This window comes from Microbacterium jejuense (genome assembly GCF_039544225.1).
In the GTDB taxonomy this organism is placed as follows: Bacteria; Actinomycetota; Actinomycetes; order Actinomycetales; family Microbacteriaceae; genus Microbacterium; species Microbacterium jejuense.
The window spans coordinates 13,777-26,864 of record NZ_BAABLG010000012.1 but is presented as its reverse complement, the minus strand read 5'-3'; the positions used below and the strand labels follow the sequence as shown (position 1 = coordinate 26,864).

Here is a 13,088-nt window from a genome sequence, read left to right as displayed (position 1 = left end):
ATCCATCCGCATGAAGGAGTTCCGCATCAGCGATCCCCGCACCAACGACCGCATCCGGGTGCCCGAGGTCCGCCTCGTCGGCCCGAACGGAGAGCAGGTCGGCGTCGTCCGCATCGAGGTGGCGCTGCGCCTGGCTCAGGAAGCCGACCTCGATCTCGTCGAGGTGGCCCCCAACTCGAAGCCGCCCGTGGTCAAGATCATGGACTACGGCAAGTTCAAGTACGAGGCCGCGCAGAAGGCCAAGGAAGCGCGTCGCAACCAGGCGAACACCGTCCTCAAGGAGGTCCGGTTCCGTCTGAAGATCGAGGCTCACGACTACATCACCAAGCTCAAGCGCGCCGAGGGCTTCCTCCAGTCCGGCGACAAGGTGAAGGCGATGATCCTGTTCCGCGGTCGCGAGCAGTCGCGTCCCGAGCAGGGCGTGCGTCTGCTCCGCAAGTTCGCCGAGGACGTGGCCGAGTTCGGCACCGTGGAGTCCAACCCCACGATCGACGGCCGCAACATGGTGATGGTCATCGCACCGCACAAGAACAAGTCCGAGGTGAAGACCGAGCAGAACGCTCAGCGCGCCGCGAACAAAGAGGCCGCCCGGTCCGCCCGCAACGGCGCGGCCCCGGCGGCAGACGCCCCGGCCGCCGAGGCCGAGGCCGCCCCGGCCGAATAGGCCCCCACAGACTCCCGCACCGGCGGGATGAGACTCCCGCCTGGGCGGGATGTGAAACGAAGGAAGAAGAGATGCCGAAGCAGAAGACCCACTCGGGCGCCAAGAAGCGCTTCAAGGTCACCGGCAGCGGGAAGCTCATGAAGCAGCAGGCGAACCTTCGCCACAACTTCGAGGGCAAGCCCAGCCGCCGCACCCGCCGTCTGTCGCAGGAGCAGGTCCTCGCTCCCGGTGACGCCAAGGTCGCCAAGAAGCTCCTCGGTCGCTGAGCGCGCCGACGCACGAATAGGAATACAACGAAATGGCTAGAGTCAAGCGGGCCGTCAACGCCCACAAGAAGCGTCGCGTCATCCTCGAGCGCGCCTCGGGTTACCGTGGTCAGCGTTCGCGCCTGTACCGCAAGGCGAAGGAGCAGGTCACCCACTCGCTCGTCTACGCGTACCGCGACCGTCGCAAGCGCAAGGGCGACTTCCGCCGTCTGTGGATCCAGCGCATCAACGCCGCTGCCCGCCAGAGCGGCATCACGTACAACCGCTTCATCCAGGGCCTCGGCCTCGCGGGTGTGCAGGTCGACCGCCGCATGCTCGCCGAGCTCGCGGTGAACGAGCCCAAGACGTTCGCGTCGCTCGTCGAGACCGCCAAGAAGGCTCTGCCCGAGAACGTCAACGCTCCCAAGAGCGCCTGACACCGGCATCCGCTCGAAACGGGGCGTCCTCCGCACGGAGGGCGCCCCGTTCTTGTCCCTAGACTGATGCCGTGCTCGAGAACCCCCGCTCTCCGCGTGTCCGCGCCGTCGCGAAGCTGACCAAGCGCAGCGCCCGTCAAGAGACCGGGCTGTTCCTGCTGGAAGGGCCCCAGGCCGCGCGCGAGGCGCTCGCGTACCGGCCCGAGACGCTCGTCGAGATCTTTGCGACGCCGACGGCGATGGACAAGCACACCGACGTGCGGGATGCGGCGAAGGATGCCGGGCTCGAGATCGTCTACACGACCGAGGCCGTGCTCGATGCGATGGCCGACACCGTGACGCCGCAGGGGATCGTCGCTGTCGCACGGCAGTCTCCGACGTCGGTGCGCGAGGTGTTCGCGGCATCCCCTCGTCTTGTCGCCATCTGCGAGGAGGTGCGCGATCCCGGCAATCTCGGCACGATCATCCGCGCCGCGGATGCGGCGGGGGCGGATGCCGTCGTCCTGACCGGCCGGACCGTCGATCCTTACAACCCCAAGGTCGTGCGGGCGACGACCGGATCGCTGTTCCACGTCCCCGTCGCGGTGGGTGTGGAACTGTCGGTCGTGGTCGAGAAAGCCCGCGCCGCGGGCGTCCAGGTGATCGCGGCCGATGTCGGCGGCGGCGACTTCCTCGCCTCGCGCGAACTGCTCTCGCAGCCCACGGCGTGGCTGTTCGGCAATGAGGCGCGCGGCCTCGAGGACGACGCGCTCGCCCTCGCCGACCTGTCGCTGCGGCTGCCGATCTACGGCGCCGCCGAGTCGCTCAACCTCGCGACCGCCGCCAGCGTGTGCCTGTACGAGACGGCGTTCGCGCAGCGCGCGGCCGGCTGAGGGCTGCCGGCATCCTGTTACAACACGGTTAAGACGCGGGTGCCGCTATGGCATCGTGTCGGAAACCGGCCCTAGGGTGGCGATATGACGCCCGACGACAGTGCGCCGCCGACCAGCAACATCTCGGTGCGGCGCGGCGAGCCCCTGGTCAAGATCACGAACGTCCAGAAGCACTACGGCGACTTCCAGGCGCTCAAGGACATCGACCTCACGGTCAACCGCGGCGAGGTCGTCGTGGTCATCGGGCCCTCGGGCTCCGGCAAGTCGACGCTGTGTCGCACCATCAACCGCCTCGAGACGATCACGAGCGGTTCGATCACGATCGACGGTGACGAGCTGCCCAAAGAGGGCAAGGCGCTCGCAGGCCTTCGCGCGGACGTCGGCATGGTGTTCCAGTCGTTCAACCTCTTCTCGCACCTGACCATCCTCGAGAACGTCACGCTCGGGCCCATCAAGGTCAAGAAGATGAAGAAGGCCGACGCCGAGGCCCTTGCCAAGCAGCTGCTCGACCGCGTCGGCGTCGGGCACCAGGCATCCAAGCTGCCGGCACAGCTGTCGGGCGGTCAGCAGCAGCGCGTCGCGATCGCCCGCGCGCTCGCCATGCAGCCGAAGGTCATGCTGTTCGACGAGCCGACCAGCGCCCTGGACCCCGAGATGATCAACGAGGTGCTCGACGTCATGGTCGGCCTCGCCCAGGACGGCATGACGATGATCGTCGTCACCCACGAGATGGGGTTCGCGCGCAAGGCCGCCGACCGCGTCGTCTTCATGGCCGACGGGCAGATCGTCGAGCAGGCCACGCCCGAGGAGTTCTTCACGAACCCGCAGAGCACTCGGGCCAAGGACTTCCTGTCCAAGCTGCTCACCCACTGACGTCCGCGCCCGCACCGGCGCGACGAATGAAGGAACACACGGAACCGACTTTGGAGGATCACATGCGCAAGCTACGAATCGGCGGGGCGCTCGCGGGCATCGCGGTCGCGGCCCTCGCCCTGACGGCGTGCAACAGCGGCACGCCCGGCGCGGAGCCCGACGCGACGAACGACGGCGGCGGCGAAGAGACGTCGAGCACCCCCTGGACCGTCGCGACGGACGTCACCATCGACGGCAGCCCCACGTTCGACGCGATCACCGAGCGCGGCAGCGTCAAGGTCGGCGTCAAGGAGGACCAGCCCGGTCTCGGCTACCTCGACCCCGTCACGAACGAGCGGACCGGCTTCGACATCGACATCGCCCGCTGGATCGCAGCATCCCTCGGCTACGACAAGGACAAGATCGAGTTCACGGCGATCCCGTCGGCCAACCGCGAGCAGGCGATCGTGAACGGCGACATCGACTACTACGTCGGCACGTACTCGATCACCGACAAGCGCAAGGAGCAGATCTCGTTCGCCGGTCCGTACTTCATCACGGGTCAGGGTCTGCTCGTCGCGGCCGACAACGACACGATCGACGGGCCCGATTCGCTGACCGCCGACATGACGGTGTGCTCGGCGACCGGTTCGACGTCGATCCAGCGGATCAAGGACCTCGGCACCGCGCAGACGAAGGAGTACGACACGTACTCGCAGTGCGTCGAGGACCTCAAGAACGGTCAGGTCGACGCGGTGACGACCGACGAGGCGATCCTCATCGGCTACGCCGCGCAGGACCCCGACAACCTCAAGGTCGTCGGCGAGGTCTTCAGCGAGGAGCGCTACGGCGTCGGCATCGCCAAGGGCGACACCGCCCTGCAGGAGTTCATCAACACGATGTTCACCGACGGCAACGACGTCTGGCAGCAGATCTTCGACAACAACCTCGGAGCGTCCGGCGTGAAGGCCGAGCAGCCCGAGGTCGACCCGGCGGACTGATCTCACGACGTGGCGGCGCCGGTTCGGCGCCGCCACGTCCCACCCGGCGGCAGTGAGGACGAAAGGGACTCGATGGGCGTCATCACGGACAACCTCGACCTGTGGGGCGAGGCGATCGGCGGCACGCTGATCCTGTTCTTCGGCGGTGGACTGATCGCGCTCGTGCTCGGCTTCATCGTGGGAGCCATGCGGGTGTCTCCGATCCCGATCGCGCGCTCGGTCGGCGCGGTGTACGTGAACTGGATCCGCAACACGCCGCTCACGCTCGTGATGTTCTTCTTCGCGTTCTGCCTGCCGATCCTGCTGCAGCAGCGCGTGTCGGCGATCGCACTGGCCACGGCGGCTCTGGGCATCTACACCGCGACGTACGTCGCGGAGACGATCCGCTCCGGTGTGAACACGGTGCCCGTGGGTCAGGCCGAGGCGGCCCGCGCGCTCGGGCTGTCGTTCGGACAGGTGATGACGTTCGTGGTGCTGCCGCAGGCGACCCGCTCGGTCATCCCGCCGATGATGAGCGTGTTCATCGCGCTCTTGAAGAACACGACTGTGGCCGCAGGCTTCTCGGTGCTCAACCTCGGCTCGGTGCGCGCGTGGCTCAGCGAGCGCGGCGAGAACCAGCTGGTCGTGCTGCTGTGGGTCATGGTGATCTTCGTGGTCCTGGTGCTGCTGCTGGCGTGGCTGCAACGGATCCTCGAGCGCAAGTGGAGGATCGCGCGATGAGCAGCTCAGTACTGTACGACGTCCCCGGTCCGAAGGCGATCACCCGCAACCGCATCCTGGGCGTCGTCACCGTCCTCGTCGTCGCGGCGCTGTTCGGATGGGTGATCTGGCGGTTCGCCGCCACCGGGCAGTTCAGCGCCGACAAGTGGGAGATCTTCGGCTACACGCAGATCTGGGTGCTGATCGGCCAGGGCGTCGTCAACACGCTGTCGGCATTCGCTGTCGCGGCGGTGGGCGCCGTGATCCTCGGCTTCGTGCTCGCGCTCGGCCGGATGTCCGACCACGCGTGGCTGCGCATCCCGGTCGGCTGGATCGTCGAGGTCCTCCGCGCCATCCCGGTCCTCGTCTTCATGATGCTGCTGTACTACGGCCTGCCGGTCGTCGGCATCAAGATGGCGCCCTACTGGGCCGTCGTGATCGCCCTCATCGCGTACAACGGATCGGTGCTCGCCGAGGTCATCCGTGCGGGTGTCGAGTCGCTGCCGCGCGGTCAGAGCGAGGCGGGCTACGCGATCGGGCTGCGCAAGGCCGGTGTGATGCAGCTGATCCTGCTGCCGCAGGCGATCCGGGCCATGCTGCCGGTGATCATCTCGCAGCTCGTCGTCACCCTGAAGGACACCGCGCTCGGGTTCATCATCACGTACCACGAGCTGCTCTACGTCATCAAGCTGCTGGGGTCGAACGCGGTGTACCACTCGCCGCTCATCCCTGCGGCCATCGTGGGCGGGTCGATCTATGTGGCGATGTGTCTCGCCCTCTCCTACGTGGCGTACCTCGTCGAGAAGCGGACGCGGCGCTCGCCGAAGGTGGTGACACTCGACAACGGCGACGGCGGCGAGCCGACGACGGCCACCGAGACGATCGCCGCGCAGCGCGGACTGGGCAGATACGACGGCACGTCTCTCTGACCGGGCGGGCGACGCACCGGTTCCGGCCGGTGCGGCCCTGTGCCGTCGGTAGACTCTTCTCTCGTGTCCGACGCTCCCGAAACACTCGAAATCACGCCTGAGGCGGTGGATGCCGCCGTCACCGACGCGCTGGCAGCCATCGCGGCGGCCGCCGACACGGCGGCGCTGAAGGCCGCGAGGTCCGCGCACACCGCAGAGGGCTCGCCGCTGGCGCAGCTCAATGCGCGGCTGCGCGACGTCCCCAACGACAAGAAGGCCGAGTTCGGCAAGCTCGTCGGCCAGGCCCGCGGGCGCGTCAACCAGGCGTTCTCGGCGCGAGAGGACGAGCTCGCCGCCGCCGAGACCGCCGCGAAGCTCGAGGCCGAGCGGGTGGACATCACCGCGCTCGCGGCCCGCGCACGGGTCGGGGCGCGGCATCCCATCTCTCTCCTGCAGGAGCAGATCGCCGACATCTTCGTCGGCATGGGGTGGGAGATCGCGGAAGGACCCGAGCTCGAGCACGAGTGGTTCAACTTCGACGCGCTGAACTTCGACGTCGACCACCCGGCGCGTCAGATGCAGGACACGTTCTTCGTCGACCCCGTCGAGCGTCACCTCGTGATGCGCACGCACACGAGCCCCGTCCAGGTGCGCTCGATGCTCGAGCGCGACCTGCCGCTGTACGTGCTGTGCCCCGGCCGCGTGTATCGCACCGACGAGTTCGACGCCACGCACCTGCCCGTCTTCACCCAGTTCGAGGGCATCGTCGTCGACAAGGGCATCACGATGGCCCACCTCAAGGGCACGCTCGACCACGCCGCCAAGGTGCTGTTCGGCGCCGAGGCGAAGACGCGCTTCCGCGCGAACTTCTTCCCCTTCACCGAGCCGTCGGCCGAGCTCGACCTGTGGCACCCGACCTTCAAGGGCGGGGCGCGATGGATCGAGTGGGGCGGCTGCGGAATGATCAACCCCAACGTGCTTCGCGCGGCGGGGATCGATCCTGAGGAGTACTCGGGCTTCGCGTTCGGCATGGGCATCGAGCGCACGCTCATGTTCCGCAGCGACGTCCAGGACATGCGCGACATGGCCGAGGGCGATGTCCGCTTCAGCGAGCAGTTCGGAATGGTGGTCTGATGCGCGTCCCGCTCTCCTGGTTGCGTGAATACGTCGACCTCTCGAAGGATGCCGCGCCCGAGGACGTCCTCGCGGCGCTCGTGCGCGTCGGCTTCGAAGAGGAGGACGTGCACCGGTTCGAGCTTGCCGGGCCGATCGTCGTGGGCGAGGTGCTCGAGTTCGTCGAGGAGCCGCAGTCCAACGGCAAGACGATCCGCTGGTGCCAGGTGCGTGTCGCGCCGGACGGCGAGACGGCTGCCGACGGCGGCGACGCCGTGCACGGGATCGTGTGCGGCGCCCGGAACTTCTTCGCCGGTGACAAGGTCGTGGTGACGCTCCCTGGTGCGGTGCTGCCCGGCCCGTTCCCCATCGCCGCGCGCAAGACGTACGGCCACGTGTCGGACGGCATGATCGCCTCGGCGCGTGAGCTCGGCCTCGGCGACGAGCACAACGGCATCCTGCGCCTGGTCGAGCTCGGCATCGACGCGCCCGTCGGCACCGACGCGATCGCGCTGCTCGGCCTCGACGACGTCGCGGTGGACATCAACGTCACCCCCGACCGCGGCTATGCGCTGTCGATCCGTGGTGTCGCGCGCGAGTACTCGCACTCGACGGGCGCCGCGTTCCGCGACCCGGCCGATCGCCCGTGGGAGGAGCTCGCACCGGGCTCCGGCTTCCCGATCGCCGTCGACGACCAGGCGCCGATCCGCGGCCGTGTCGGCGCGTCGGAGTTCGTGGCCCGCGTCGTGCGCGACGTCGACCCGACCAAGCCGACGCCGGCGTGGATGATCGCGCGCCTGTCGCTGGCCGGCATCCGCAGCCTCGGCATCCTCATCGACATCACCAACTACGTGATGGTCGAGCTGGGCCAGCCGATCCACGGGTACGACCTCGACAAGCTGCAGGGCGGCATCACCGTGCGCCGCGCGGCCGCGGGTGAGAAGCTCGAGACGCTCGACGGCAAGGTGCGCACGCTCGACGCCGAGGATCTGCTCATCACGGACGAGTCAGGTCCGATCGGTCTCGCCGGCGTCATGGGCGGCGGCGCGACCGAGATGGGCGACACGACCCGCAACGTCCTCATCGAGGCCGCGACCTTCGACACCGTCTCGATCGCGCGCACCGCGCGCCGTCACAAGCTGCCCAGCGAGGCCTCGCGCCGGTTCGAGCGCGGCGTCGACCCGCTCGTGCCGTTCGTGGCCGCGCGGCGCGTCGCCGACCTCATGGTCGAGTACGCCGGCGGCACCAGCGACGAGGAGTACGGCGGCGCGCTGTTCGCCGAGGTGTTCATCCCCGGCATCGCTCTGCCGCCCACGTTCGTGCAGCGGCTCATCGGCGTGGACTACACCCCGGGCGAGATCGAGGGCGCGCTGCGGCTCATCGGCTGCGAGGTCGTGGGTGCCGAGGGCGAAGGCGACGACGCCCAGGGCTGGCAGGTCATTCCGCCGTCGTGGCGCCCCGACCTCACCGACAAGTGGACGCTCGCGGAGGAGGTCGCCCGCATCGAAGGGTACGACCGCATCCCGTCGCACCTTCCGCTGCCGCCGTCCGGCCGCGGCCTGACCGCGCTGCAGCTCGGTCGCCGTCGCGTGGCGAACGCGCTGGCCGCCGCCGGGTACGTCGAGACGCCCTCGTTCGGATTCACGACCGAGGAGCACAACGACCTGCACGGCTCGGCCTCGGGTGGTCACCTCCCGAGCATCAAGCTCGCCAACGCACTCGACGGCCAGGCGCCGTTCCTGCGTCGCACGCTGATCCCGGGCCTGCTGCAGGTCGCGCACCGCAACGTGTCGCGCGGCCTCACCGACCTGTCGCTGTTCGAGACGGGCCTGGTGTTCCTGCCCAAGCCTGGCGTGCAGTACGGCACGTCGTTCGTCCCGCCGCTGGCGGTGCGTCCGGATGCCGCGACGCTGGCCGAGCTCGACGCCTCGATCCCGCCGCAGCATCGTCACGTCGCGGTGCTGCTGACGGGCCACCTGGTCGCGAAGCAGCCGGGTGTCGCACCCGTGACGGCAGAGCTCGGCGACGCGCTGGACGCGGTCCGCACGATCGCGTCCGCCGCGGGCGTGTCGATCGACGTGGCCCAGGGGGAGCGCGCGGCGCTGCACCCGGGCCGCACCGGTGTGCTGAGCGTCGCCGGCACCGAGGTCGGGTACGTCGGCGAGCTGCTGCCCGCGGTGGCGGAGGCATCCGATCTTCCCGGTCGCGTGATCGTGGCCGAGCTCGATCTCGATCTCGTGCTGTCGCTCGCGGGCGAGAAGGTCGTCGCCGCGTCGCTGTCGGGCTTCCCGGCCGCCACGCAGGACGTCTCGCTCGTGCTCGGGGTCGACATCGCCGCCGCCGACGTGCGTGCCGCCCTCGTCGAGGGCGCCGGCGACCTGCTCGAGTCCGTGCGCCTGGTCGACGACTACCGCGGCCAGGGCGTCGCAGACGGGCAGAAGAGCCTCACGTTCGCGCTGCGCTTCCGCGCCGACGACCGCACGCTGACCGCCGCCGAGGCGACCGAGGCGAAGCTCGCCGGCGTCGCCGCGGCCGCTGAGCGTTTCGGCGCCGCGATCCGCGACTGATCCGAGAGGACGGCAGGCGTTCCGCCCACGGCGGAACGCCTGCCGTTCTGCGTGCGCGCCTGCTTGGCTGGAGCCATGACGGACGTGCTGATCCTGGGTGGGACGGGCTGGCTGAGCGGACGCATCGCGCGCGCATGGGTGGATGCCGGCGCCGACGTGACCTGCCTGGCCCGAGGCTCCCGCCCCGCACCCGAGGGCGCGACGCTCGTCGTCGCCGACCGCGATGCCCCCGACGCGTATGCGGTGCCGGCCGGCCGGCACTGGGACGAGGTCGTCGACGTGTCGTCGAGTCCGGCGCACGTGGCGGCCGCGGTGGACGCGCTGGGCGCTCGCGCCGCGCACTGGACCTACGTGTCGAGCGTCTCGGCCTACGCCCGCGCCGACGTCGAGGGGCAGGACGAGTCAGGGGAGCTGCTCGTGCCCGCGGCGGCGGGGGAGGAGTCTGACTACGGCCGTGACAAGGTCGTCGCCGAGAACACGGTGCGAGGTTCGCTCGGTGCCCGCGCGGCGATCGTGCGGCCGGGGCTCATCGTCGGTCCGGCCGACCCGACCGACCGCTTCGGCTACTGGGTGTCGCGGTTCGCGCTGGCGGGCGACGGGGCGGTGCTCCTGCCCGAGACCACCGGAGCCCGGGCGCAGGTGATCGATGTCGACGACGTCGCGGCGTTCGTCGTGCGCGTCGGCGCCGATCGCTGGTCCGGCACGGCGAACGCGGTCGGCGACGTGCACCCGCTCGCCGACGTGCTCGGCCTCGCCCGCGAGATCGCAGGGCATTCCGGCGCGGCGGTGGCGGCATCCGATCCGTTCCTCGTCGACCACGACGTGGCGTACTGGGCCGGACCCCGGTCGCTGCCGCTGTGGCTGCCCGACGACATGCCGGGGTTCATGACCCACCGCAGCGCGGTGTTCGCGGCCGCCGGCGGGACGCTGCGGCCCCTGCGCGAGACGATGCAGCGCACCCTCGCCGACGAGCGTGCCCGTGGGCTGGACCGCGAGCGGCGGGCCGGGCTCGCACGGTCCGACGAACTGGCGCTGCTGGCAGAGCTCGCCGCGCCGGCCGCGTCGCCTGCCGCAGCCGGGCCCGCCGGGCCTCAGCGGTAGCGGCGACCCTCGTCACGGCGGTACAGCCACACCGCCAGCACACCGAGGACGACGGTCCAGACCAGGATCCCGAGAAGCGCCCACAGCGGCGCCCCGGTCCCGATGGCCGTGCCGACGACGATCTCGCGCGCCTGGCGCACCGGGAGCAGCTTCGACAGCGCATCGAGCCAGTCCGGGAACATCACGGGCGGCAGGAACAGCCCGCCGCCGAACGCGAGCAGGAACATGGCGACCTGGGTGACGGCGATCGCGGCCTTGGGGCCGCACGTCGTGCCGATGATGACGCCGATCAGGGCAGACGGCACGGCCGTGACGATGACGAGTCCGATCGCGGCGAGCAGGTCCAGCGGCTGCGGCGCCGCGGCGGTGAACAGCCCGCCGATCACGAGCAGCGGCACCATCGCGACGGTCGCGACGATCAGCGTCGAGGCCATGAGCCCGGCGATGCGCGCACTCGGCGCTCCCGGAAGGGTGCGCAGGTACGGTGCCCACGGCTTCGCCCGCTGCTCGGCGAGGTCGATCCCGATCGAGAACAGGCTCGCCGACATGAACGCGAACACGACCATCGAGGCCACCGCCGCCGTCGCGAACTCCGGGGTCTCGACGACCATCCGCTGCGGCAGCACGAACAGGCAGAACGCGAGTGTCGGGAAGGCGAGCGAACCGATCACGGCGATCGGCACGCGGGCGGTCTCGAGCAGGCTGTACTTGGTGTGGACGACACTGAGGGTCAGCGCGGACATCACACGGCTCCCTTCGTGAGCGACAGGAAGGCCTCTTCGAGGGTGGCGCCCCTCACGGCGAGGCCCGAGAACGGCAGATCGGATGCCACCAGCCGGCGGATGAACTCGTCCGAGTCGGCGAGCACGGCGGTGAGCGTGCCGGCGTCGGGATCGATCGTCACGGCGGCGTCCGGGGCGAGCGACTCGATCTGCGCCGCGTCGAGGCCCGAAAGGGTGACGCGACGCCGTGCGACGCCCGCCACGATGGCGGCCAGCGTGTCGTCGGCGCGCACGACGCCCTCGTCGATGACGACGACGCGCTGGGCGAGCTGCTCGATCTCTTCGAGGTGGTGGCTGGTCATCACGACGGCGCAGCCGGCAGCGTTGCGGGCGCGCACGGCATCCCACAGTCGCCGGCGCGCGTCGACGTCGAGCCCGGTGGTGGGCTCGTCGAGCAGCACCAGATCCGGATCGCCGACGAATGCCAGGGCGACCGCCACGCGCCGCTGCTGTCCGCCCGAGAGCGCGCCGCACTGCTTGCCGAGCAGCTCGTCGAGCCCGAACTCGTCGACGATGCGCGAACGCTCGGCCGGCCGCGGATAGTGCGCGGCCACCAGGTCGAGCACCTCCCGCACCTTGAGTGACTCCGGGAGGGCGGTCGTCTGCGGGGTCGTGCCCAGACGGACGCGGGATGCGGCATCCAGCGGGTCCCCGCCGAACAGGGTCACGGTGCCGGAGGTCGGCGCCCGGAGGCCTTCCACGAGAGTCAGCAGGGTGGTCTTGCCGGCGCCGTTCGGGCCGAGGAGTCCGACGCACTCGCCGGCGTCGATCTCGAGCGAGACGCCGTCGAGGGCGGTGACGTCGCCGAAGCGCTTGACCAGCGCGTCGGTGCGGATGAGGGTGTTCATCGCGATCCTCCGAGAAGTTGCAGGAGCTGGGCGCGGTACGCGTGGAACGCCTCGCGCCCGGTCGGGGTGATGGTCACGAGGGTGGTGGGCTTGCGTCCCGCGAACGTCTTGGTGCTCGACACGTATCCCGCGGCTTCGAGCTTGGCGAGGTGGGTGGTGAGGTTGCCCGGCGTCATGTCGAGCAGCTTCTGGAGCGCGGGGAAGGCGATCTCATCGCCCTCCTCGAGCGCTTCGTCGAGCGTCGTCATGATCCGCAGGCGCGCGGGCGCGTGGATCACGGGGTCGAGCTCAATCATCGGCCTGCTCCCGTCGCGGCTCGACGGGGAGGAGTCCTCGCACGAGCAGGACCGCGACCACGAGCATCGCGACGGGTCCGGCGACCGCATACACGAGGTAGTGGACGGGCGCGCCGACGAATGTCGCGGCGACGGCGACCGCGATCATGACCACGCCGAGCGCGTACTGGACGGGGGCGCGCCACAGGGCGCCGCCCGCGAGGTACAGCCCCCCGACCATGAGCGCGAAAGCGCCGGGGTAGAGCAGGGCGGCGAGCTCCTGCGACAGTCCCGCACGCTGCACCCCGAACAGCAGCAGCCACGTGCCCACCATGGTGATCGTCCACGACCACCCGTACAGCATGCCCTGGAACCGCGACCGGCCGCGGATCCCGGCGCCGGTGCGGATGCCGGCCACGATCGACCACACGATGGCGGCGCCGATGCACACCCCGAAGACCGTCCAGGCCACCGGCGCGGGGATGAGGTCCACGCCGCCGATGCCATCCCCGAGCCACAGGGTCGTGAATCCGATGGCCCACGCGGCGGCCCAGACGGCGAGCAGCACGGCGTAGCCGCGCGTCAGCCGGCTCTGCGTGCTGCGTCGCTGGGACTGCATGAGGTCGAACATGCGCTCGGCCTCGGCGCGTGCGCTGGCGTCATCTGTCGTCATGCAAAGTACTTTGCACCGCAAAGCACTTTGTGTCAACCCTCGTGACGCCGC

At 69.9% G+C, this 13,088-nt stretch carries 15 protein-coding genes; 11 read left to right on the top strand and 4 right to left on the bottom strand.

Going from position 1 to position 13,088, the window contains the following annotated elements; translation table 11 throughout:
• Nucleotides 1-10 precede the first annotated feature (10 nt).
• From infC to ABEA46_RS17495, 11 genes are all read left to right on the top strand, one after another.
• On the top strand, nucleotides 11-664 hold the full coding sequence (gene infC / locus ABEA46_RS17545; protein WP_345546339.1) for a translation initiation factor IF-3: 654 nt from the start codon (nucleotides 11-13) through the stop codon (nucleotides 662-664).
• Between the two features lie 71 nt (nucleotides 665-735).
• A complete protein-coding gene (gene rpmI / locus ABEA46_RS17540) occupies nucleotides 736-930 on the top strand; it encodes a 50S ribosomal protein L35 (RefSeq protein WP_045297246.1) in 195 nt (64 codons plus the stop codon).
• Between the two features lie 32 nt (nucleotides 931-962).
• Complete coding sequence (gene rplT, locus ABEA46_RS17535; protein WP_345546337.1) at nucleotides 963-1,346, top strand: 50S ribosomal protein L20; 384 nt, start codon at nucleotides 963-965, stop codon at nucleotides 1,344-1,346.
• A 71-nt stretch (nucleotides 1,347-1,417) separates the two neighbouring features.
• Nucleotides 1,418-2,218, top strand: a complete 801-nt coding sequence (locus ABEA46_RS17530) for a TrmH family RNA methyltransferase (protein ID WP_345546335.1) — start codon at nucleotides 1,418-1,420, stop codon at nucleotides 2,216-2,218.
• 144 nt (nucleotides 2,219-2,362) lie between these two features.
• A complete protein-coding gene (locus tag ABEA46_RS17525) occupies nucleotides 2,363-3,091 on the top strand; it encodes an amino acid ABC transporter ATP-binding protein (RefSeq protein ID WP_345546797.1) in 729 nt (242 codons plus the stop codon).
• Nucleotides 3,092-3,153: 62 nt separating this feature from the next.
• A complete protein-coding gene (locus ABEA46_RS17520; RefSeq protein WP_345546333.1) occupies nucleotides 3,154-4,071 on the top strand; it encodes a glutamate ABC transporter substrate-binding protein in 918 nt (305 codons plus the stop codon).
• 72 nt (nucleotides 4,072-4,143) lie between these two features.
• A complete protein-coding gene (locus ABEA46_RS17515) occupies nucleotides 4,144-4,791 on the top strand; it encodes an amino acid ABC transporter permease (RefSeq protein WP_345546331.1) in 648 nt (215 codons plus the stop codon).
• A complete protein-coding gene (locus tag ABEA46_RS17510) occupies nucleotides 4,788-5,699 on the top strand; it encodes an amino acid ABC transporter permease (RefSeq protein WP_345546329.1) in 912 nt (303 codons plus the stop codon). The genes ABEA46_RS17515 and ABEA46_RS17510 overlap by 4 nt, the downstream gene beginning before the upstream one ends.
• 63 nt (nucleotides 5,700-5,762) lie before the next feature.
• Nucleotides 5,763-6,812 carry a phenylalanine--tRNA ligase subunit alpha gene (pheS, locus tag ABEA46_RS17505; protein ID WP_345546327.1) on the top strand — a complete coding sequence of 350 codons (1,050 nt, stop codon included), beginning with the start codon at nucleotides 5,763-5,765 and terminating at the stop codon, nucleotides 6,810-6,812.
• Nucleotides 6,812-9,358, top strand: coding sequence for a phenylalanine--tRNA ligase subunit beta (gene pheT, locus ABEA46_RS17500; protein WP_345546325.1), 2,547 nt, complete (start codon nucleotides 6,812-6,814; stop codon nucleotides 9,356-9,358). Before pheS ends, pheT begins: the two co-directional genes overlap by 1 nt.
• A 75-nt stretch (nucleotides 9,359-9,433) precedes the next feature.
• On the top strand, nucleotides 9,434-10,459 hold the full coding sequence (locus ABEA46_RS17495) for an NAD-dependent epimerase/dehydratase family protein (protein ID WP_345546323.1): 1,026 nt from the start codon (nucleotides 9,434-9,436) through the stop codon (nucleotides 10,457-10,459).
• Here ABEA46_RS17495 and ABEA46_RS17490 read toward each other — a convergent pair.
• From ABEA46_RS17490 to ABEA46_RS17475, 4 genes are read right to left on the bottom strand one after another with little or no spacing between them, the layout of a single operon-like run.
• Complete coding sequence (locus ABEA46_RS17490; RefSeq protein WP_345546321.1) at nucleotides 10,450-11,202, bottom strand: ABC transporter permease; 753 nt, start codon at nucleotides 11,200-11,202, stop codon at nucleotides 10,450-10,452. The genes ABEA46_RS17495 and ABEA46_RS17490 overlap by 10 nt on opposite strands.
• A complete protein-coding gene (locus ABEA46_RS17485) occupies nucleotides 11,202-12,089 on the bottom strand; it encodes an ABC transporter ATP-binding protein (RefSeq protein ID WP_345546319.1) in 888 nt (295 codons plus the stop codon). Before ABEA46_RS17485 ends, ABEA46_RS17490 begins: the two co-directional genes overlap by 1 nt.
• Nucleotides 12,086-12,385 carry a transcriptional regulator gene (locus tag ABEA46_RS17480; protein ID WP_345546317.1) on the bottom strand — a complete coding sequence of 100 codons (300 nt, stop codon included), beginning with the start codon at nucleotides 12,383-12,385 and terminating at the stop codon, nucleotides 12,086-12,088. Before ABEA46_RS17480 ends, ABEA46_RS17485 begins: the two co-directional genes overlap by 4 nt.
• Nucleotides 12,378-13,037, bottom strand: coding sequence for a hypothetical protein (locus ABEA46_RS17475; protein WP_345546315.1), 660 nt, complete (start codon nucleotides 13,035-13,037; stop codon nucleotides 12,378-12,380). The genes ABEA46_RS17480 and ABEA46_RS17475 overlap by 8 nt, the downstream gene beginning before the upstream one ends.
• Nucleotides 13,038-13,088 lie beyond the last annotated feature (51 nt).

Excerpts from the sequence above, each read along its gene's own strand:
- infC (WP_345546339.1), top strand. The coding sequence starts at position 11 with ATGAAGGAGTTCCGCATCAGCGATCCCCGCACCAACGACCGCATCCGG.
- rpmI (WP_045297246.1), top strand. The coding sequence starts at position 736 with ATGCCGAAGCAGAAGACCCACTCGGGCGCCAAGAAGCGCTTCAAGGTC.
- rplT (WP_345546337.1), top strand. The coding sequence starts at position 963 with ATGGCTAGAGTCAAGCGGGCCGTCAACGCCCACAAGAAGCGTCGCGTC.
- ABEA46_RS17520 (WP_345546333.1), top strand. The coding sequence starts at position 3,154 with ATGCGCAAGCTACGAATCGGCGGGGCGCTCGCGGGCATCGCGGTCGCG.
- ABEA46_RS17515 (WP_345546331.1), top strand. The coding sequence starts at position 4,144 with ATGGGCGTCATCACGGACAACCTCGACCTGTGGGGCGAGGCGATCGGC.
- ABEA46_RS17510 (WP_345546329.1), top strand. The coding sequence starts at position 4,788 with ATGAGCAGCTCAGTACTGTACGACGTCCCCGGTCCGAAGGCGATCACC.
- pheT (WP_345546325.1), top strand. The coding sequence starts at position 6,812 with ATGCGCGTCCCGCTCTCCTGGTTGCGTGAATACGTCGACCTCTCGAAG.
- ABEA46_RS17495 (WP_345546323.1), top strand. The coding sequence starts at position 9,434 with ATGACGGACGTGCTGATCCTGGGTGGGACGGGCTGGCTGAGCGGACGC.
- ABEA46_RS17490 (WP_345546321.1), bottom strand. The coding sequence starts at position 11,202 with ATGTCCGCGCTGACCCTCAGTGTCGTCCACACCAAGTACAGCCTGCTC.
- ABEA46_RS17485 (WP_345546319.1), bottom strand. The coding sequence starts at position 12,089 with ATGAACACCCTCATCCGCACCGACGCGCTGGTCAAGCGCTTCGGCGAC.
- ABEA46_RS17480 (WP_345546317.1), bottom strand. The coding sequence starts at position 12,385 with ATGATTGAGCTCGACCCCGTGATCCACGCGCCCGCGCGCCTGCGGATC.
- ABEA46_RS17475 (WP_345546315.1), bottom strand. The coding sequence starts at position 13,037 with ATGACGACAGATGACGCCAGCGCACGCGCCGAGGCCGAGCGCATGTTC.